The following is a 19,870-nucleotide window of genomic DNA, read 5'->3' on the forward strand; positions in this document are numbered from 1 at the left end:
TCGATGCCCACCGGAGGCGACGGCGGCTCCCGGCTGAGCCACCTCGACGCCTCCGGGTCGGCCCGCATGGTCGACGTCGGGGCCAAGCCGTCGACGAAGCGTCGCGCTGTCGCCGCCGGCACGTTCCACACCACCGCCGAGGTGATCGGCCTCCTCAGTGAGTCGAGGCTGCCCAAGGGGGATGTGCTCGCCACGGCGCGCATCGCCGGGATCATGGCGGCCAAGCGGACCGACGAGCTGATTCCGCTGTGCCACCAGTTGGCGTTGTCGTCGGTGGAGGTCGACTTCGCGATCGGTGCCGAGACGATCGAGGTGACCGCGACCGTGGCCACCTCCGGTCAGACGGGCGTCGAGATGGAAGCGCTGACCGCGGTCGCCGTCGCCGGCCTGACACTGCACGACATGGTCAAGGCCGTGGACCGACGCGCGCAGATGGACGGTATCCGCCTCCTCGCCAAGACCGGAGGCAAGTCGGGCGACTGGTACCGCGACCCGGCTGACCCGGCCGATGACTGATCCGGGAACACCACGCGTCGCTCGTGTCGTCGTCGCGTCGAACCGCGCCAGCAGCGGTGTCTACGCCGACCGGTCCGGCCCGATCATCGAGGCGTGGCTGACCGAGCAGGGCTTCCGGGTCGACGAGTGCGACGTCGTGGCCGACGGCCCACCGGTCGGCGATGCCGTCCGCGCCGCGATCTATGCCGAGGTCGACCTCGTGATCACCACGGGGGGAACAGGTCTGACGCCCACCGACCGGACTCCGGAACAGACCCGGCCGCTCCTCGACTTCGAGATCCCGGGTCTGGCCGCCGAGATCCGGTCGGCCGGGCTGCCGAAGGTGCCGACCGCCGTCCTCTCCCGCGGGCTCGCCGGGGTGGCCGGCACGACGCTCGTCGTGAACCTGCCCGGTTCGACGGGCGGGGTCCGCGACGGGCTGGGCGTACTCGCCGGCGTCGTCCACCATGCACTCGATCAGATCCGCGGAGGCGACCACCGATGACCGGAGATGCCGGCACCCGCGTGGTGCACACCGCTGTCGTCGACGAGCCGATCACGCTGGCAGACCACGAGGCGATGGTCGCCGCTGCCGCCGAGGGCAAAGCCGGGGCGGTGGTCGGCTTCGTGGGCGCCGTCCGTGACCACGACGGCGGGCGAAAGGTGACCGCCCTGCACTACTCCGGGCATCCCACCGCGACGAAGGTGCTGGCCGACGTCGTCGAGGAGGTCTCCGCGGTCGACGGCGTGCGGGCGGTCGCCGTCTCCCACCGGGTCGGCGACCTCGCGATCGGCGACATCGCCTTCGTGGTCGCGGTGGCCGCCGACCATCGTCGGGCGGCGTTCGAGACCTGCTCGCGTCTCGTCGACGAGGTCAAGTCCCGGCTGCCGGTCTGGAAGCACCAGTTCTTCGACGACGGCACCGACGAGTGGGTCAATTCGGCATAGACCCGCTGGTTGAGCCGACCCTCGCTGGTCGAGCCGACCCCCGCTGGTTGAGCCGACCCCCGCTGGTCGAGCTTGTCGAGACCATTGGAAAAGGGCCCCGCACGGATGATTCATCGTGCGGGGCCCTTCGTCTGTGTCCCGGATCAGGGGTTGGGCAGCAGGTGCTTGTTGTCGTTGAACAACTTGATCTGGTCCTGGTTCAGCGAGACACCGCTGTCCTTGGCCGCCTGCCAGAGGTTCTTGATCTCGGGGCTGACGCCGGCCTCGGTGAGGGCGTCGGTGACCTGCTTGGCGACGTCGTCGGTCGTCTTGGCCAGGTCGACGCTGCCGTTGCCGCCGGGGAGCACCGGGGCGATCTCACGCGGGGTGTCGGTCGGCGCGCTGCGCGGGGTCGAACCCGAGAGACCGGTGCCGCAGGTGGGCCAGGCGCCCTTGCCCTGCGATCCGAGCACGCGCTCGGCGACGACGATCTGCTCCTCGCGGGAGGCCTGGTCTGCGGTCGGGGCGAACTCGCCGCCGCCGTGGCCGGTCCAGGTGCTCGGCGAGAACTGCAGGCCGCCGTGGTAACCGTTGCCGGTCGCGATGGCCCAGTTGCCACCGGATTCGCACTGCGCGACCTGGTTCCACTCGGCGTCGGTGGCCGCATTGGCGGTACCGGTGCCCAGGAGGGCTGCTCCGCCGCCGAGGACTGCGCCGGTGAGGGCGACCTTCGTGATGGTCTTGGCGGCCGTGCTGGTCGTCTGCTTGCGATGACGTCCGGACATGTATGTGTTTCCTCTCTCCACGCGCCTACGAAGTCAGCTGTCGGGTTCGAGCGAGAGGTGCTCGGCCCCGGTCGTCGCGGTGGTCGCCGCGGCTTCCGGGACTTAACCCCGAGGACACCTGGTGTGGTGTCCGGTCTCAGGGGATGAGGTTGGGTCCCCCGTCCTCGTTCCTAGATTGCTTGTCGTTCCCACCGGCGGAACGAGGCTCGGCGCGGCCGGTGGGACGTTATGTCTTGGTTGCTGTGTCGTGACCTCCGAGGAGGACGCTTCGTACAGTACGTCGTTCGTTGGACTGAATCACCTGGCTGAACGCAAGCGATTTTCGGCCCGGATCCGGGTCTTCCGACCCACTTTGGGCGTCATCCCAGTTCAACGGGTTAGTGGCCGTCCCGTGCCCATCCTGTTACTCCACCGTTATGTGACAAAGGTCACATGCGCGGTGTGGCGTCAGCCACCGGCAAACGGCGGGAGAACGTCGAGTGTCGTGCACGTGCCGAGTGCGCGCGTCCGATCGGAGAACGCGATCTCGTCGCGCAGATACGAGCAGCGTTCGAGAACCGTGGCGAGGGAGGGGTTTCCGGCGGCGAGGGTCTCTTCCAGGACGCGGAGGGTGGTCGTCGGGTCGATCTCGACGACTCTCTCCTCGGCGCCGGCCGCGGCGCGCGCGGCGGCGAAGAATCGGACTGTGAGCTGCATCGGACGCGAGCCTAGCCGCCGATCGCCGACATCGGTCGGTCCGGTTGCCGGAAGCCCGCGGCGTTCACCTCGTGACCGGCCGCCTTGGCCCACATGTTGCCGCGCCACAGGTGTGCGAGCGCGGCGTCGATCTCGTCGTCGGGGAGTGTGCGCAGAGCGGTGCGGACATCGGTTTCCGACGTCGCGAACAGACAGTTGCGCAGCGTCCCGTCCGCGGTGAGCCGGGTGCGGTCGCAGTCCCCGCAGAAGGGCTCGGTGACCGACGCGATGACCCCCACGCGCGCGGGCCCGTGAGATCCCTGGTGACCGTCCACGAGCCACGTGGCGGCCGGAGCACTCCCGCGCGGCGCGGGATCGGGCAGGAGGGTGAAGCGCTCACGCAGCGTTGCGAGGATCTCCCGGGCGGTCACCATCTGCGCTCGCTGCCATGCGTGGTCGGCGTCGAGGGGCATCTGCTCGATGATCCGCAACTCGTAACCGTGCTCGAGGCAGTACGCGAGCAGGTCCGGAACGCCCGCCAGATCCGCGCGGGCGGGCACGACGGCGTTGACCTTGACCGGGTCGAGTCCGGCGCGGCGCGCCGCCGCCAGGCCGTCGAGCACGTCCGTCAGCCGGTCTCGCCGAGTGATCTCGGCGAATCGGGCGGGGTCGATGGTGTCGAGCGAGATGTTGATGCGGTCGAGGCCGGCGTCGACCAGGCTCGCCACCCGTCGTGGCAGTCCGAGTCCGTTCGTGGTCATCGCGATCTCGGGGGCCTGGGGGAGGCCGGCGACGGCCGCGATGATGTCCTCCAGATCGCGCCGCAGCAAGGGTTCACCGCCGGTGAACCGGATGCGGTCGATACCCAGGTCGCGAACCGCGACCGTCAGCACCCGGATCAGTTCGTCCGTGGACAGCACCTGGTCGGTGGGCATCCAGTCGAGGCCCTCGGCGGGCATGCAGTACGAACAACGCAGATTGCAGCGGTCGGTGACCGAGACCCGGAGATCCTTCGCCACCCGGCCGAACGTGTCGCGCAGCGGACCCTCGGCCGGCGCGTCGGAAGCCGCTGCGTCCCGCGGGGACACAGGCAATGGGATTCCGAGGCCGACGGTGTTCATGCTGCGCAGAGACTCATTTCCGGGTGGGATCCTTCCGTGCCTCGAGCGCACGGAACGTGCTGGCGTGGAAGACCAGGGGTTCGACACCGGGATCGGCGCGCAGCGACTCGATCTCCAGGAGCACGACGGTGTGGTCGCCGGCCTGGATCTCGTTGTGGATCGTGCACGACAGGTGCGCGGCGGCGTCGGGCACGAAGACCGCACCCCGATCGGTGCTCAGCGGGGTGATGCCGTCGAAGCGGTGCTCCGACGATCCCGCGAGCTGCTTGCAGAGCTCGATCTGGTCGCCGGCGAACACGCTGACCCCGATCGCCGGTGCGGTGCGGATCCGCGGCCAGGTCGTCGAGGTGTTCTGGACGCAGACCGAGACGAGCGGCGGATCGAGCGAGACGGTGGTGAACGAACTGGCCGCCATTCCGATCAGGGTGGTCGAATCCCCGTCGGGTCGTTCGCAACACACCGCGACGACGCCGGACGGGAAGCAGCTGTAGGCATCGCGCAGCGCCCGCCCGTCGGAGACCGGCGAGAGGTCGGGGGTGGTGTCGATGGTTGTGGTCAAGGTCCTCACCTGGCTCGGCGTCCGGCACGGAGTGCGTACACCAGGCCCAGGATGAATCCCAGCGGTGCGCACATGGTCAGCAGGTAGACGGCGGTCGGCGCGGTGTCGCCGTCGGTCACCAACGGTGTGAGGAACAACGCCACGACCGCCAGAATTCCGATTCCGAACACAACCCCGGCCGCCTGCAGCAATCGCGGGGACGACGTCTTCTGCATACCTGCCACGGTAGTGCAACGGCGATCGGTCCGACGCCGCGCGATGCGCGTCCGCCGGGTAATGGTGTGACCTCGGGGTGGGGCGTTGGCTAGGATGGTCGCAGCAGGCGCCTTGCATCCGTCTGGGCCCGCGCGGCATTCGCCGTCGGACCGCCGAGATGGGTGACGGCGTCTTTTGTCGTGACGGGTCGTTTTTCGACAGTTCTAGTACAGATGAGGGTGAGCACAGTGCCGACCGGCAAGGTGAAGTGGTACGACGCGGACAAGGGCTTCGGCTTTCTCTCCCAGGAGAGCGGTGAGGACGTCTACGTCCGTTCGGCAGCGTTGCCCGACGGCGTCGAGGCGCTCAAGCCCGGACAGCGCGTCGAGTTCGGCATGGCCGCCGGTCGTCGCGGACCGCAGGCGTTGAGCGTGAAGGTGCTCGAGCCCGCTCCCAGTGTCTCCAAGAACGTGCGCGAGGCCGCCCGCAAGGACGTCAAGCGGCACACGCCCGACGAGCTGCACGGCATGGTCGCCGACCTCATCACCCTCTTGGAGGGCAAGGTCCAGCCGGACCTGCGCAAGGGCCGTTACCCGGACCGCAAGACCGCGCAGCGGATCTCCGAAGTCGTGCGTGCGGTCGCGCGGGAGCTCGATTCCTGAGGACCTATTCCTGAAGACCTAGGCGTCTGGTGCGGTCTGGACCGCGAGTTCACCGCGGGGCAGGACCTCGTCGGCGGGGGAGAGCCGCGCCGAGGCGGAGATGACGGTGAATCCGATCAGGACCCGGTCCGGCACCGATCGCAGCGTCAGCGTGTACGTGCTGTCCGATCCCTGCGGTTGCTCGTCTTCGACGAGCCCGCGAGGCGTCTGGTAGACGGCCGCCAGGTTCCACGGGCCCTGCGCGATCTCACTCGAGACGGTCAGCATGACCGTCGAATTCACCGGCACCGGTACCGCCGCGGTCTCGCGCGGCGCGGTGATCTCGGGATCGCATTCGGTCAGCATCAGGTCGCACCACCAGCGCGGATCGACCGTGTGCAACTCGTCGCCGACCGCGACGTGCAGGTAGGGCTGGTCGTCGGAGCTCACGTTGCGGGTCAGCAGGAACACCGATGTCCCCACCACCGCCACGAACAGCACGACGACGATCGCGATGATCGACAGAGCCTTCTTCTCACCACTGCTGATCACTGACGGCGTTGTCCTGTCTGGTTGTGCGGGGGGTGATCGCCGTGGCTGTACGGGCGCTCACCCCGATTCTCGAAGGGAGCGGTCGACGGTGTCCGGGTGGGCATCCGGGCGGTCGAGGGACGCTGGGCGTGCGGTGTGGTGTCGGCGTCGGCCGGGCCGGGCCGGATGTCCGACCGGGCACCGGCCGCGCGGAAGGCCACGGTCGGCGCGGCATGGTCGGGGCGACGACCGCCCAGACCGGGGACCAGCGACTTTCCGCGGGTGGTCATCACGGTCTGCAGCAGCCCGAGGCCGAGCAGCACGGACACGACCGTGAATCCGATCCACAGGGTCGGCGGCAACAGCACCCCGAGCGAGGCGCCGAACACCCACGACAGCTGCAGCACCGTCTCCGACCGACCGAACGCCGAGGCGCGGGACTCGTCGGGCAGGTCGTCCTGGATCGAGGAGTCCAGGCAGACCTTGCCGATCGCGCTCGTTCCCGAGGCGACCAGGGCGGCGACCGCGGCCGCGGCGATGTTGCCGAAGACGGCGGCCAGCACCGCGACGACGAAGCAGGCGGCGGTTGCGCCGACGACGATGTTCGGCGGGTTCTTCAGTTCGAGGCGGGTCCCGATGCCGTTGCCGATCAAGTTGCCGACGCCGGCGGCGGCACCGACCGCACCGAGGAGCAGCAGCTGGGTCCAGTCCGACGCGTCGCCCTGCTGGGCCTTGGCATAAAAAGCCACGAAGAGTGTCAGGAAGCCGGTCAGGATGCGGATCGTGCCGTTGCCCCACAGCCCCGCGACGACCTTGCGTCCCAGCGGCTGGCGCATCTTGGCGGCGATCATCTTGGCGCCGTCCCGGGCGCTCGCCGGCTGATCGGTGTCGCCGGGGGCCGACCGCGCGGGCTCGCCGTGGTAGGTGAGGGTCGTCGGGATCTCACCTTCGGTGGACTCGACCCACGACGGGATGCGCATACACAGGTAGGCGCCGGCCGCGGCGACCACGGCCAGCCACACCATGGCGCCCGGCAGGTGCAGCGGGAGTATCTGGCCGAGCAGGAATTCGATGGCAGCGGCGACCGCGCCACCGACGATCGTGCCGCCGATCAGGCCGAAGGTGGTCAGCCGGGAGTTCACCCGTGGCAGGTCGATGGTCGGCGGCACCACCCGGGGGGTGACGGCCGACTTGAGCACGCCGAAGGATTTCGACAGCACCAGCAGGCCGAGGGCGCACGGATAGAGCACCCACGGGTCGTACTCCAGCTGCTGGGTCACGTCGTTCCACTGGACATTGGACATGATCAACAGGGCCAGGACGACCCGTAGGCCGAAGGTCGTGGCCATGGCGATCCGGCGACCGCGCTGCAGCCGGTCGAGAAGGGGTCCGATCAGGGGAGCTATCAATGCGAAGGGCGCGATGGTCAGCGCCAGGTACAGGGCCACATTGGTCTTCGACTCACCCGTCGCGGCGGCGAAGAACAGCGTGTTGGCCAGCGCGACGGCCATCGCGGCGTCGGCGGCGAAGTTGGCGATCACCGGCAGCGTCAGCGCGGTGAGGCCCGATTGGTCGGCGCCGTCGGCGGTGGCCGCTCGGTGGATCTTGCCGAGTCCCTTGCCGGTCAGCTCGCGGCTGCGCATCGCCGCGACCCGCATCACCGTCAGCTTCTTCGGCGCCCGGGCCGAACCGGTCTGGTCCGAAGCGTTCTGGGGCCCGTGATCGGCCGGCATCGCGCGGGTCTGGTCCTCCGACGGCGGCCGGCCGCGGTCGTCGAGCGGCGGGAGGTGCGGATTGTGGGTGGGCGGGGGAGGTAGGCGTTGCGGCCGGGACCGGGGCCGGCCGGTGGCTCTCCCCATCCCGGTGCCGGTCTCCGGGTGCGCATCTGTCGCGTCTCGTCGACCGGATAGTTGGTCGAACCGGGGTGCTGCGCGGCGCGTCGTGCGCGGTCGTCGGGCGGCGGCTGATGGGGATGCTGGTTCGCGGGACCCCTGGGGGCCCCGCGCCCCTCGTCGTGTCGGGAACTCCGTGGGATCACGCTGACGATTGTTCCTCATCTCCGGCTGTGGTCGCTTGAAGCGGGTCGGTTGTGTGGCACACGTCGGCGATATTGCACACTGGAGCAGTGACTCAGGTTGGTGACGGCGAACGGCACGGTAACGGCGAACGGCTCCTGGCGGCCGTCGACATCGCGCGTGCTGCGCTGCTCGACGAAGGTCAGCGGCCGGGCGCCCATCGGCGCAGTGTTGCCGAGGGCGACTGGGCAGCCGCGCACTACTTCGATGCCGAGCTCGCGGGCTACCGGGGTTGGCAGTGGTGCGTCGTGCTGGCGGGTTCCCCGGGCAGCGACGAGATCACGCTCAGCGAGGTCGTGTTGCTTCCCGGCGACGGCTCGTTGCTCGCGCCGCCGTGGGTGCCGTGGGCCGAGCGTGTCGCATCGGGTGACCTCGCACCGGGCGATCTGCTCGCCGCCGAGCCCGACGACCCGCGTCTGGTGCCGAATCAGATCGACACCGGCGACGAGTTCCGCTTCGAGTCCGACTCCGTCGACCCCGACGACATCGGTCAGATCGCGGGCGAGCTGGGACTCGGCCGCAAGCGACTGCTGAGCCCGGAAGGGCGCGCCGACGCCGCGCAGCGCTGGTACGACGGCGACTTCGGCCCCGGCTCGGAGATGGCCCAGGCCGCGCCGTATCCCTGCTGCACGTGCGGCTTCTACGTTCCGCTGGCGGGTGCTCTGCGGGCCGGGTTCGGCGCGTGCACCAACGAACTGGCCGCCGACGGGCGCGTGGTCTCGGCCGAGTACGGGTGCGGTGCGCATTCGGACGTGCAGGGGCCCAAGGGCGACGGGTCGCCGGCCTACGACGCCTACGACGACGGCGCGATCGAGGTCGTCGCGATCTCCCGGGACGCGGAACCGGCCCGAACCTGATCCGGCGCGCCCCGACCGTGAGCGACGACCCGTTCGACACCGCGGTGCTGCGGTCCTCCACGTTGGATGCATGGGCGGCGTCGCCGACCCGGCTCGCCGAGGATGCGGCCGCCGAGTCGGATCTGGTGACCGTCGGATATCGGGATCGGCTCCTGACCGAACTCGCCGCGAACGCCGCCGACGCCGCGTCGGCGGCCGGCATCGCAGGTCGGCTCGCGGTGTGGGTGGACGGTGCGGAACTGCACGTCGCCAACACCGGCGCCCCGCTGACCGATGCGGGGGTGCGTTCACTCGCCGCGCTGCGGGTGTCGGCGAAGACGTCAGGTGATCCGGGTGATCGGCAGATCGGGAGGTTCGGCGTCGGGTTCACCGCGACCGCGACGGTCGCCGATCGTGTCGAGATACGTTCGCGCAGTGGGTCGGTGGTCTTCGATCGGTCCGCCACGCTGGAGGCCGCGCGAGCCGCAGGCATCACCCTCGGTGCCGCATCAGACGTGCCGGTGCTCCGGTTGGTGTGGCCGACGGACCGGGAACCGGCACCGGGCTTCGACACCGAGGTGGTGCTTCACCTCCGCGAGGACCCCGGTCCGCTCCTCGAGGCGATGCTGGCCCAGGCGCCGGACCTCGTCGTCGAACTGACTGCGCTGCAACGGATCACCGTCGGAGAGGTCGAGGTGTCGGCCGAGCGGTCGGCGGGCCCGGACGTCGACGACGATGCCGCGCAGTCGGTGCTGACCACGGTGTCGGTCGTCGGACCCGCCTCGACCGACCTGCCGTCGACACGTCGTTGGCTCGAGGTCGCTCGTGGCGGTACGCGCTGGCTCGTCGACGCCGACGGTGAGCCCGGGCCGGCCGGAGATGTCCTGCGTGCGCCGACGCCGACCGACATCGAACTCAGCCTGCCGTGCCGGTGCATCACCGACCTCGCGCTCACCCCGGACCGGCGCCATCTCCACCCGCGCGCCGAGATCGGCGATGCGGCAGCGGGTTACGTCGATCTGATCCGGCTCGTCGAACCGTCGCGCAGGGTGCGCCTGGTCCCGGAGCTGCATCTGGCGCGTAATCCCGACGATGCGCGTCTGATCGAGGCGGTGCGGCGCGAACTCCGCGACGCCACATGGCTTCCGGCGGCCGCGGGTGCGGACCTGATGCCACCGCGTGCGGTGATGCTCGTGGGCTTGACCGATCGGCTCGCGGAGATACTCGGTGAACTCTTCGGCGACCTGGTCCACCCGGATCTCTCACTGACACAGCATCTCCCGGCGCTCGGCCGGTTGGGCGTATCGGAACTCGGGCTTGCGGAACTGGCCGAACGGCTCATCGGCGTCGACCGCGAGCCCTCGTGGTGGCACGACCTGTACGACGCCCTGGCCCCCTTGGTGTCGACCGGGCGTGAGGTCGAGGAACTCGGGGCCCTGCCCATCCCGAGGTCGGACGGCCGGACCGCGATCGGGGTGCGTGGCCTGTTCGTCAGCGACCGGATCTCGACGCCCATGCGGTGGATTCCCACCGTGCATCCCGAGGCCCGCCACGAGTTGCTGACGCGACTCGGCGTCGCGGATCTGACGGTGGCCGAGGCGGTCGGGGATCCGGCGCTGCGCAGTCTCGTCGAGGACGTCGACTTCGAGGCGGCCGACGACGGACTGGCCGACGAGGTCTGCGCGGTGTTGGCGGCCGACCCGGAGGCGCCGGTGCCGTCGTGGCTGTCGGCGCTCGCCCTGCTCGACGCCGACGGCGAGCTGCGCCCGGCCGATGAGCTCCTGCTGCCCGGCAGTCCGCTGCTCGAGGTCCTGGTCGACGATCACCCGTTCGGCGTCGTCGACGCCGAGGTGGTCGCCGAGTGCGGTGCCGAGCACTTGCGTCGGATCGGCGTCGGGTGGGGTTTCGTCGTCGTCGACGACGACCTGCCCGTCGCGCCCGACCATGACCTGCCCGACGAGGAGGACTGGTGGGAGACCCTCGCCGATGCTCCGGAGAAGCTCAGCGCGGTGCGGGATCTCGATCTGGTCGACGACCGGAGCTGGCCGGCGGCGCTGTCCATGCTGGCCACCGATGATCGGATCAGGCCGCTGCTCGCCGACCGCGCGGGCTACACCGCCTGGTGGCTACGACGCCATGCCGAGGTCGACGGTCTGCTGCTGGGGGAGTACCGAGCACCGTCGGATGACGTCCTCGAGGGCGTCATCGACCCACTCGACCACCCGCACGCCGACGAACTCGGCGGCGCCCTCGCCCGATTGGAACCCGACTCCGCCGACGACACGACGTTGCTGCTGACCCGGCTCGGCGATCGGGAAAGGGCGATCAGTCCGGGTGCGGCGGTGTCGATTCATGCCGCCGTCGTCGCCGCGTGCCGGCGCGGAGCCGTCGACCCGCACGATGTGGAGGTACCGGAGCGGGTGCGGACACTGTCCGGTCGGGCGCACGATCGCGCGGTCGTGGTCGACCGGCCCTGGTTCCTCCAGGCGCTCGCCGACGACGAGTGCGTGCTCGCCGGCCCGACGGTGACCATCGCAGACGCCGACCTCCTGGGCACGCTGCTGGATCTGCCGCTCGCGAGCGAGGAGTACTCGACGACGGTGTCCGCACCGGGTGAGGCGGTCGGCTGGGCGCACCCCGATGTGGTGCGTTTCGGAGCCGTCCGTGGCGCCGAGGTCCCGCGCGGCGAGGCTCGGCTACACGTCGAACTGTGGATCACGCTGCGCGGCAATGACATCGATCGTGAGGTCCGGGTCGACTGGTGGGTCGACGCCGCGGGTGTCACGCACCTCGAGCGTCGCCGGCGTCGATCCCGGCGGTGAGGATGGACGCGAGCTGCCGGTAGGCGGCCGCGTCGTCGAGGCCGGTGGCCGCCCACACCTCGCGCCGTTGGATCCGGCTCATCATCGACGACGCCAGGTCGGCGGCGAACGCGGCGTCGACGTTGCGGAACTCGCCCGCCGCCACCCCGTCGGCGATGAGCGCCTGGACGCGCGACGACGCTGCCGCGGTGTTGCGTTCGTACAGCGAGCGGGCGGGTCCGAAGGCGTCGAGGTCGCGCATGAACGCCTCGGACGCCGGTGCGAGTGCCTCGCCGACCGCGACCAGATAGACGATGACCCTGTCGCGCGGACTCGACGACGCCGCGACCCGCGACTCCACCTGTTCGGTCGCGGTGCGGAAGAAGTGCGTCACAGTCGCGGTGACCAGCTGCTCCTTGCTCGCAGCGAGCGTGTAGAGCGTCGACTTCGAGCATCGCAGTTCGGCCGCGATGGAGCCGATCGACAGGTGTGCGAACCCCTCGCGCAGGATCAGTTCGAGCAGTGCGTCGAACAACGCGGCCCGGCGCCGGGTCGCGAAACCCTGAGTCGGCATGCTCGCTCCTTCTGCGCACCGTGTGGCGTCGGCTGTACGCCCCGATGCCGAAATAGTACTGTGGTGAAGACTTGAGTACTAGTTTGGTTATCAATTGCCGTTCCCTGGAGGTCTGTGATGCCGGTCGATCGCCTGCTACCCAACGACGAGGCGCGCGACCTCATCGCGCTTGTCCGCGACGTCGCGGACAAGCGCATGGCGCCCATCGTCGACCAGTACGAAAAGGACCGCCGGTATCCCGACGGGCTGTTCGCCGAACTCGGTGAGGCGGGACTGCTCGGTCTGCCGTACCCGACGGAGTGGGACGGCGGCGGCCAGCCGTACGAGGTCTACCTCCAGGTGCTGGAGGAATTGGGCGCGCGCTGGGCCGCGGTCGCCGTGGCAGTGAGTGTGCACGGACTGGCCTGCCATCCGCTGTTCAACTTCGGTACCGATGAGCAGAAACAGCAATGGTTGCCGGACCTGCTGAACGGCAGGTTGATCGGCGCCTACAGTCTCAGCGAACCCCAGGCCGGGTCCGACGCCGCAGCTCTCGCATGTCGCGCCGCGCCCACCGACGGCGGCTACACGGTGACCGGTTCCAAGGCGTGGATCACCCACGGCGGCATCGCCGATGTGTACAACGTCTTCGCCCGCACGGGTGAGGGCTCCAAGGGCGTGTCCTGCTTCTTCGTCGCCCGCGACACCGACGGGCTCACCTTCGGCAAGCCCGAGGACAAGATGGGCCTGCACGCGGTCCCGACGACCGGCGCGTCGTACGACGGTGCGTTCGTCGAGGAGGGGCGCCGGCTCGGGTCGGAGGGGCAGGGACTCCAGATCGCCTTCTCCGCTTTGGATTCGGGGCGCCTGGGCATCGCGGCGGTGGCCACCGGTCTGGCGCAGGCCGCGCTCGACGCCGCCGTCGACTACGCGCAGGAACGAGCCGCGTTCGGCCGCAAGATCATCGATCATCAGGGTCTGTCGTTCGTGCTGGCCGACATGGCCGCCGCGGTCGACTCGGCCCGCGCGACCTACCTCGACGCCGCTCGCCGTCGCGACGCCGGTATCGACTACACGCGTGCTGCCGCGACCGCCAAGCTCGTCGCCACCGACGCCGCGATGAAGGTCACGACCGACGCGGTCCAGGTGTTCGGCGGATACGGTTACACCCGCGACTTCCCGGTCGAGCGGTACATGCGCGAGGCCAAGATCACGCAGATCTTCGAGGGCACCAACCAGATCCAGCGGCTGGTCATCGGACGGTCGCTGGCGCGGTGAGCTCCGCGGACGTCGGTGGTCAGCGCGGGTTGTAGTAGAACGCCCGGTTGTCGAGCCGACGGAATCTCGGTCCGCCGAGTGCGATCATCAGCCGCAGGGCGGCGGGGATGCGGGCGTACACCGCGTCCCGATCGGGACCCGTCAATCCCTTTGCCATCAGCGGACTCGTCCGCAGGGTCTCCGCCAGACCCGCCCGCTTGGCCATCTTCTCCTCGAAGGCGTTCCAGTCGTACGGCGTCATCCGGCGCTGGACGATCGCGATCGCGTCCGTCTCCTCGTGGGCGAGGTGCCTGCCGAGTACAGCCTCGGCGCGTCGCAGCGCGTCCGCGAGTGCCGCGCGGGTCGCGTCGTCGGCGTGCCCGGTCATCCGCGCGAACCCTTCCGAGCACTCCTCGAGCAGCGGATCGATCTCGTCGTGCTCGGACTCCATGGCCGCGAGTACGGCTTGCTCGGTGGTGTCGCAGCGCTCGAGCAGCAGTGGCCACAACTCGAAGTCCTCGCCGACGTGATGGTGATGCAGCGCGTGTCCGAACATCGTCCATCGCCGCTCGAGCGCGCGCCACGTCCCCGCGTCGTCGATGGGCGTGACCGGGACGGTGGCGGCGAAGTCGGCGAGGTCGCGCCGGAAGCCGTGGTGGAGCACGTACATCATGAACGGGTCGATCGGGCCTTCGGGTGCGGCGGCCTGCCCGGGGAGCATGAGCTGGATCGGGTGTGTGGAGCGGGCGGGGTGGGTGGTCATCGTCGGTGTCCTCATCGGTACGGGGGTCGGGCTGATTCGATGACCACAGTCGGCCGTGCCGCTTGTGACGCACTTGAAGGCGACTTGGGTGACGCGGTTAGGGTGACGGGATGTTGATCTCTCCGGCGACGATCGACGAGAACATCCTGAACTGGGTCGTCCAGAACCGCTCGGAGCCGTGGATCTCGATCGCCGAGGTGCTGACGCTGCTCGGCAACACCGTGACGATGACGGTGCTGACATGTGTGGTCGTCATCGCGCTCGCGGTGACCCATCACCGGGCCGACGCCGTCTTCGTGGGTGCCGGAGTGCTTGTTGGTTATGCGGTCATGCAGGCGCTGAAGTACTCGTTCGCGCGGGACCGGCCGCCCGTCGAAGACCGCCTGCTCAACATCGACACCTTCTCCTATCCGTCGGGGCACGCGATGATGACGATGGTCGTGTTCGGCCTGTTCGCTGTCGCGGCGTACCGCTGCTCTACCTGGGTGCGCTCACATCGTTGGATCCTGGCGATCGCACCCGTGCTGTCGATCCTTGTGGGCCTCACCCGAATACAACTGGCCGTGCACTGGACCACGGACGTGATCTCGGGGTGGTTGTTCGGCGCGATCTGGGTTGCGCTGTGCACGTGGATACTGCTCCGGTACGAAGCGAGGCGCGGTTACGGCGGTCCCGCCGAGGATCTGCAATAGGTCATGGCCCCATCTTCAGCAAGGGGCAGTTTGGTCCGACATGCGACTCAAACTGCCCCTTGCTTGTTCGGCCCCGAGATCGTCGTCATCGCCTTCTGGCCTGAACGCCAACCTCGGTTCGCTCTGGAGTTGTCAAAGGACGGTTGCGGTCCCGGACGCGTCGGCGCGGCGTTGCTCGGCGGTGCGTCGGTCGTCGGCGCCGTCGGGTTCGGGGCGTGGGCAGGAGCGTTCGTCGATCATCGCCAGGAACTTCTCGCCGACGACTTGGGTGAGGTCGGCGCGGATGTCGACGCGGCCGTCGTCGGCGGTACGGACGTTGACGGCGTTCAACGACGAGTCGTCGGCGGCGGGGATGCCAATGTCAGTGGTGCCTGCGAGGGTGGTGGCGATCGTACGGGCGTGTTCGAGCACTTGCGCCGGTGTCGCACCGGAGAGTGCTTGGCCGAGGAGTTCGATCTCGTAGGAACTCTTGTCGTTCTCGGAAAGTCCGCCGGGGCAGCATTTGTCGATGTGCGACATTCCGCGGACGATGGCGTCGACGACTTCCGACGACAGGCGTCCGTCGGCGGCGTGACGTGCCAGGGCGGGCAGCGCGGGTAGGCCGTCGACGCTGCGCATGATGCGGCAGGCGATGGCGGGTGCGTGTCCCATCTCGATCAAGAGCTGCCGGGTGGTGCCACCGGCCTTGTGTGCGACGCTGAGTTCGTCGAGTTGTGCTGTGTGGGTGGTGATCTGGTGGTCGACGGTGTTGCGTATCAACCGGAGCACGTTCAATGCGTCGAATGTCGCTGTGCCCGTGGGGTCGTCGGTGGGCGGTGCGGTCTCGATGAGCTGATCGAGGAGGGTGGTGAGCTCTGGGTCGATTATCGTCGACTGTGCGTAAACCGTTGACAGTGGTGAACTCCAGTCACACCCGTTTCGGATACTCGGTCGAAAAGTGGTGAATGTGCCCCGCGTCGCTCGTCACCGGGGCGCGGTCCTGACAGACCAGATTCCTCCGGGCGGGGGACAGTCACGGGGCGGGGACTGGGATTCACTGGACGGATGTCGAATCCGGGGCCTCCCGACGATGATGCGAACACGTCCGGATCGCCCCACGGGGACGAACCGCCGACGTCGATCCAGCCCGCTCGCCCGACGGTGGTCCCCGGCGTGCCGCTGGACAAGGCGCCGGGTCCAACCGGGTATCCCGGACCGCAGCCGGCATATCCCCAGGCCGGTTACCCGCCGCCGGGTTACCCGCCTCCGAACTTCCCGCCCCCGAACTTCCCGCCCCCGGGTTACCCGCCGTCCGGATATCTCCAAGCTCCGTATCCCCACCCCGGGTACCCGCCGCGCCCCCGACGGTCCAACCGCGTTGCATACCTCATCACGGGCATCGCGCTGGTCTGTGTGCTCGCGTTGGTGGTGGGGGGCGTCGTGTGGTGGAAGTCGTCGCGGGGTGGCGGGTCCGATGCCGCGCCGGACCTCGTGGCCGGTCAGCTCACGGGCTCGTTCCCCAGCGAGCCGAGTCCCGCCTGGAGCATCGATGCGGGTTCGCTGGGTGGCACGAGCTTTCTGTCACCGCAAGGGTCCGAAGGACGGTATGGCGCACCGGGCGGTGTCACCGACGGTGAAACCCTCGTCACCATCGTCGGCGATCAGTTCACGAGCGTCGGAAGCGCGCATCGTGCGGTGGGCATCAACACTCGGACCGGCGCGACATGGAAGTTCGACGAAGTCGTCAGCGGATGTGCCGACACCATCGTCGACCACCGGATCGCCTGTGTCGGAGACGGTGAGGTCCACTTTCTCGACACTCGGAACGGCACAGTGCTCGCCAGCGTGGATGCACCGTCGCAGTCCACGGAGATCGCGTTCAACGGTGAGGCCGCGTTCATGACTCAGTACGCGGCAGACGATTCGGTGGTCTTCCACAAGATCACCGAGTCGGGAACGGAATGGGCGCGTACGTTGACCGCGCTACCCGAACCTGCGTTGGGGAGCGGTGACTCGTCGCAGTTCACCGCCACGGACGAGGTCGTGGCGTCAGCCGGTCTCCGAACACTCGTCGTGTCCGCCGATGACGGACACCAGATCATCGCCGGCGCCGGGAAAGGCGAGATCGGTCGGTTCGGCGATAGATCATTGGCGCTCGAGACGGCCACGGTGTCCGGTATGGCGATGTCCGACCAGCGGGTGAGGGTGGTGGGCCGAGACGGCGCCGTCTCGGACCTGCCAGGAGAATCGGCGATCGTGCCGTCGGTCGCCACCCCCGGGCAGCGCGGTCGATTCCTGCTGGACGGGCTGTACGTGAACCGCGAGGACGGCACCAGTACGTGGTCGACGGCCCTGACGGACATCGACCGGTTCGGGTCTCGGATCGTGCTGGCCGACGACCGTGAGGTGGTCGTGTTCAACAGGGCGTCCGGCGATTACGTCGCTCTCGATCCGACGTCGGGAGAGCAACTGTGGACGTCGTCGAGTGGTTCGACCTCGACGTACTCGGGTCACGCCGTCACCGACGGCGAACGGCTCGTGGCACCCGCGCTCGATGGTGGATTGACGGCCCTCGATCTCGTGGGCGGCGCTCCGGTGTGGTCGTTGACGGCGGACGCGATCGGCAACGTTCCGGTGGCGGGCAGTACAGAGCCGCGTCCGGCGCTGACGTTCGCCGTCGGCGATCGGCTGATCGCCATGACCGCGACCACGATCACCGGGTTCGCGCCCACCGGGCCGTCGGCAATCGTCCCCGGAACGACCCGCGACGACGACGCTGCCGGTGGCGGCGAAGCCGAGTACGTCACGCCGTGCGGGTTGCCCCCGGTCTTCACGCCGCAGTCGTTCCGGACGTCGGCGGGCGGGCTGGGCGTGACCATGAAGGTCACCGCGAAGTGCCCGGGCGGCGACGTGCTGTACGGACCGCAGACCCGGATCACCATCACCGACGGCACCGGCATCGTCGCGTCCGGCAATTTCGACTTCCGGCGCGCACCGGTTGCGGTGCCATCGCTCGACGGCGCGGGCGAGGCGCTGACGATGGAACTGACCTACCCGCCGGGGAGCTTTCTTCGGCTGCCGGACACGCTCGATACGCAGGGCGCGGACACGACCGGCGACTCCGGCCGGTACCTCGTCGACTGCGACAAGGGCCCGGCCCCCGGTGCCCCGCCGAAGCTCACGGCACCCCGGTCGGGGACCTCGGCGTCGTCGACCGCCACCGGCCCCTCGTTCCCGGCCGGCGCCGACGTGACCGCGAGCAGTGTCGGCGCCCTGCGTCTGCAGGCCGATGCCGATCGCGCCTTCATCCTGGCGAACCTGAACAACCGGTGGGTCGCGCAGCTGAGTTCCAAACGACCGGGTCTCGTGGCCGAGGGGCGCACCTGGACCGATCCGGCGATCCTCGACGAATTCCTGGCACTCCGGCTGCGGTTCAACGACGTTCGGCTCCTCTGGAGTGACGAGTGGCCGGTGTTCTCGTACCGGGGCTGGTGGGTGACGGTGGCCGCGGCGACCTTCCCGGGGCCGGTGGAGGCCAACAACTGGTGTCGCGCGCAGGGATTCGGTCCCGACAACTGCTTCGCGAAGCTGGTCAGCACGACGGCGGGTCCGGAGCGGAGCACCGTGTACTGGAAATGAGGGACACCGGGAGCCCGGGTGGAAGGGCACGCCGGATTGCCCAGAACGATGACAACCGGTCGGCGCCCCGCGATACGGTCGGGTATGGATTTCTCCCCGTCAGCGCGGTCGGCCGAACTCACCGAACGCGTGCGCAACTTCGTGACCACCGAGATCGAGCCGGTCGAGCCCGAGATCCATCGGGACATCAAGGCTCGCCGCGACGGGGACGGCGACCCGTGGACGCCGTCGCCGATCATCGCCGAACTCCAGAAGAAGGCCCGGTCGCAGGGATTGTGGAACCTCTTCCTGCCCGCTGAGCACGCCGGTCGTTATGCCGCGGATTTCGGTACCGACGGCGGGGCGGGACTCACCAACATCGACTACGCCCCGGTCGCGGAGGCGATGGGTTCGTCGGGGCTCGCGCCGGTCATCTTCAACTGCAGCGCACCCGACACCGGGAACATGGAGGTCCTGCTCCGCTACGGCACCGAGGAACAGCGCAAGCAGTGGCTCGAGCCGTTGCTGACCGCCGAGATCCGCAGTGCCTTCTGCATGACCGAGCCGGCCGTCGCGTCGTCGGACGCCACCAACATGGCCGCGACCGCCGTCCTCGACGGCGACGACGTCGTCATCAACGGGACCAAGTGGTTCTCCACCGGTGTCGGCCATCCCGACTGCAAGGTCCTCATCTTCATGGGCGTCACCGATGCCGAGGCCGACCGGAAGTCCCGCCACACGATGGTGCTCATCCCCATCGACACCCCCGGGGTCACCATCGACCGGATGCTGACAACCATGGGCTACTACGACGAGCCGTTCGGCCACGGTGAGGTCAGCTTCGACAACGTCCGCGTCCCGGCGTCGAACATCCTCCTCGGACCCGGCCGGGCGTTCGAGATCGCGCAGGGCCGCCTCGGCCCGGGCCGGGTGCATCACTGCATGCGGGCGATCGGACTGGCCGAGAAGTCGCTGGAACTCGGTGTGCGTCGCGCACTCTCGCGCGAGGCCTTCGGCAAACAGCTCGCCCGTCTCGGCGGCAACAGCGAACGTGTCGCCGACGCCCGCATCGCGATCAACCGGTCGCGGCTGCTCGTCCACCACGCGGCGTGGCTGCTCGATCAGGGCCTGTCCCGAGAGGCGGTGTCGGCGGTCAGCGAGATCAAGGTCGAGGTGCCCAACATGGCGCTCGACGTGATCGACCTCGCGATCCAGTTGCACGGCGGTGCCGGACTGACCGACGACTTCCCGCTGGCGCAGGCCTGGGTGGGCGCGCGCTCGCTGCGACTGGCCGACGGACCGGATGAGGTGCACCGCAACGTCGTTGCGCGCATCGAGTTCGGCAAGTACCGCTGATCGGGGAACGA

At 69.1% G+C, this 19,870-nt stretch carries 18 protein-coding genes, 2 pseudogenes and 1 riboswitch; of the genes and pseudogenes, 10 read left to right on the forward strand and 10 right to left on the reverse strand.

Translation table 11 applies throughout. The features are described from left to right. The first annotated feature begins 3 nt into the window (after positions 1-3). Genes moaC through AC3B5T_RS12835 form a run of 3 tightly spaced genes read left to right on the forward strand, consistent with a single transcriptional unit; the run spans position 4 to position 1,443 of the window. The gene (moaC, locus tag AC3B5T_RS12825) at positions 4-516 is read left to right on the forward strand and encodes a cyclic pyranopterin monophosphate synthase MoaC (protein WP_014925738.1); all 513 of its coding nucleotides are present in this window, start codon (positions 4-6) and stop codon (positions 514-516) included. Next, the gene (locus AC3B5T_RS12830; RefSeq protein WP_055477141.1) at positions 509-1,000 is read left to right on the forward strand and encodes a MogA/MoaB family molybdenum cofactor biosynthesis protein; all 492 of its coding nucleotides are present in this window, start codon (positions 509-511) and stop codon (positions 998-1,000) included. Before moaC ends, AC3B5T_RS12830 begins: the two co-directional genes overlap by 8 nt. Beyond that, on the forward strand, positions 997-1,443 hold the full coding sequence (locus tag AC3B5T_RS12835; protein ID WP_055477140.1) for a molybdenum cofactor biosynthesis protein MoaE: 447 nt from the start codon (positions 997-999) through the stop codon (positions 1,441-1,443). The genes AC3B5T_RS12830 and AC3B5T_RS12835 overlap by 4 nt, the downstream gene beginning before the upstream one ends. A gap of 143 nt (positions 1,444-1,586) precedes the next feature. On the opposite strand, the gene AC3B5T_RS12840 is transcribed toward AC3B5T_RS12835, so the two are convergent. The 5 genes from AC3B5T_RS12840 to AC3B5T_RS12860 all read right to left on the reverse strand — a co-directional run bounded on the left by AC3B5T_RS12840 (position 1,587) and on the right by AC3B5T_RS12860 (position 4,777). Then, positions 1,587-2,207 carry a transglycosylase family protein gene (locus AC3B5T_RS12840; protein ID WP_010844332.1) on the reverse strand — a complete coding sequence of 207 codons (621 nt, stop codon included), beginning with the start codon at positions 2,205-2,207 and terminating at the stop codon, positions 1,587-1,589. A 6-nt stretch (positions 2,208-2,213) separates the two neighbouring features. Next, positions 2,214-2,397: riboswitch (cyclic di-AMP (ydaO/yuaA leader) on the reverse strand. 257 nt (positions 2,398-2,654) lie between these two features. Further along, the gene (locus AC3B5T_RS12845; protein ID WP_014925741.1) at positions 2,655-2,903 is read right to left on the reverse strand and encodes a MoaD/ThiS family protein; all 249 of its coding nucleotides are present in this window, start codon (positions 2,901-2,903) and stop codon (positions 2,655-2,657) included. 11 nt (positions 2,904-2,914) lie between these two features. Next, a complete protein-coding gene (gene moaA / locus AC3B5T_RS12850) occupies positions 2,915-4,003 on the reverse strand; it encodes a GTP 3',8-cyclase MoaA (RefSeq protein WP_010844330.1) in 1,089 nt (362 codons plus the stop codon). A 13-nt stretch (positions 4,004-4,016) separates the two neighbouring features. Continuing rightward, on the reverse strand, positions 4,017-4,562 hold the full coding sequence (locus AC3B5T_RS12855; protein WP_010844329.1) for a flavin reductase family protein: 546 nt from the start codon (positions 4,560-4,562) through the stop codon (positions 4,017-4,019). Positions 4,563-4,567: 5 nt separating this feature from the next. Continuing rightward, positions 4,568-4,777, reverse strand: a complete 210-nt coding sequence (locus AC3B5T_RS12860; RefSeq protein ID WP_010844328.1) for a hypothetical protein — start codon at positions 4,775-4,777, stop codon at positions 4,568-4,570. Positions 4,778-5,005: 228 nt separating this feature from the next. Between AC3B5T_RS12860 and AC3B5T_RS12865 the strand changes: the two genes are divergently transcribed. After that, a complete protein-coding gene (locus AC3B5T_RS12865; RefSeq protein WP_004020198.1) occupies positions 5,006-5,419 on the forward strand; it encodes a cold-shock protein in 414 nt (137 codons plus the stop codon). 18 nt (positions 5,420-5,437) lie between these two features. Here AC3B5T_RS12865 and AC3B5T_RS12870 read toward each other — a convergent pair whose 3' ends face one another. Then, positions 5,438-5,950 (reverse strand): DUF2771 family protein, encoded by a 513-nt coding sequence (locus AC3B5T_RS12870; protein ID WP_010844327.1) that lies wholly within the window; start codon positions 5,948-5,950, stop codon positions 5,438-5,440. Beyond that, a pseudogene (locus AC3B5T_RS12875) lies at positions 5,947-7,967 on the reverse strand (MFS transporter). The gene AC3B5T_RS12870 and the pseudogene AC3B5T_RS12875 overlap by 4 nt, the downstream one beginning before the upstream one ends. A gap of 87 nt (positions 7,968-8,054) precedes the next feature. Between AC3B5T_RS12875 and AC3B5T_RS12880 the strand changes: the two are divergent. Together AC3B5T_RS12880 and AC3B5T_RS12885 are read left to right on the forward strand one after the other, a co-directional pair. Then, positions 8,055-8,861, forward strand: a complete 807-nt coding sequence (locus AC3B5T_RS12880) for a DUF3027 domain-containing protein (RefSeq protein ID WP_010844325.1) — start codon at positions 8,055-8,057, stop codon at positions 8,859-8,861. Positions 8,862-8,878: 17 nt separating this feature from the next. Then, entirely contained in the window at positions 8,879-11,662 is a 2,784-nt protein-coding gene (locus AC3B5T_RS12885) for a sacsin N-terminal ATP-binding-like domain-containing protein (RefSeq protein ID WP_010844324.1), read from the forward strand. Here AC3B5T_RS12885 and AC3B5T_RS12890 read toward each other — a convergent pair. Further along, entirely contained in the window at positions 11,622-12,215 is a 594-nt protein-coding gene (locus AC3B5T_RS12890; protein ID WP_010844323.1) for a TetR/AcrR family transcriptional regulator, read from the reverse strand. The two genes, AC3B5T_RS12885 and AC3B5T_RS12890, sit on opposite strands and share 41 nt — an antisense overlap. 117 nt (positions 12,216-12,332) lie before the next feature. On the opposite strand from AC3B5T_RS12890, the gene AC3B5T_RS12895 reads away from it, so the two are divergent. Next, positions 12,333-13,472: an acyl-CoA dehydrogenase family protein gene (locus tag AC3B5T_RS12895; RefSeq protein WP_010844322.1), complete on the forward strand. Its 1,140-nt coding sequence runs from the start codon at positions 12,333-12,335 to the stop codon at positions 13,470-13,472. A gap of 19 nt (positions 13,473-13,491) precedes the next feature. On the opposite strand, the gene AC3B5T_RS12900 is transcribed toward AC3B5T_RS12895, so the two are convergent. Then, positions 13,492-14,214, reverse strand: coding sequence for a hemerythrin domain-containing protein (locus AC3B5T_RS12900; protein WP_055477149.1), 723 nt, complete (start codon positions 14,212-14,214; stop codon positions 13,492-13,494). A 110-nt stretch (positions 14,215-14,324) separates the two neighbouring features. Here AC3B5T_RS12900 and AC3B5T_RS12905 point away from each other — a divergent pair, with 110 nt between their 5' ends. Then, positions 14,325-14,906: a phosphatase PAP2 family protein gene (locus tag AC3B5T_RS12905; RefSeq protein ID WP_055477135.1), complete on the forward strand. Its 582-nt coding sequence runs from the start codon at positions 14,325-14,327 to the stop codon at positions 14,904-14,906. Between the two features lie 156 nt (positions 14,907-15,062). Here the strand turns inward: AC3B5T_RS12905 and AC3B5T_RS12910 are convergent. Beyond that, positions 15,063-15,773: pseudogene (locus AC3B5T_RS12910) on the reverse strand (DUF222 domain-containing protein); the annotation flags it as partial. A 177-nt stretch (positions 15,774-15,950) separates the two neighbouring features. Here AC3B5T_RS12910 and AC3B5T_RS12915 point away from each other — a divergent pair. Together AC3B5T_RS12915 and AC3B5T_RS12920 are read left to right on the forward strand one after the other, a co-directional pair. After that, entirely contained in the window at positions 15,951-18,524 is a 2,574-nt protein-coding gene (locus tag AC3B5T_RS12915) for an outer membrane protein assembly factor BamB family protein (RefSeq protein ID WP_055475772.1), read from the forward strand. Between the two features lie 84 nt (positions 18,525-18,608). After that, positions 18,609-19,859, forward strand: coding sequence for an acyl-CoA dehydrogenase family protein (locus AC3B5T_RS12920; protein WP_044506093.1), 1,251 nt, complete (start codon positions 18,609-18,611; stop codon positions 19,857-19,859). The last annotated feature ends 11 nt before the right edge of the window (positions 19,860-19,870 follow it).

The organism is Gordonia sp. G4, assembly GCF_057770005.1.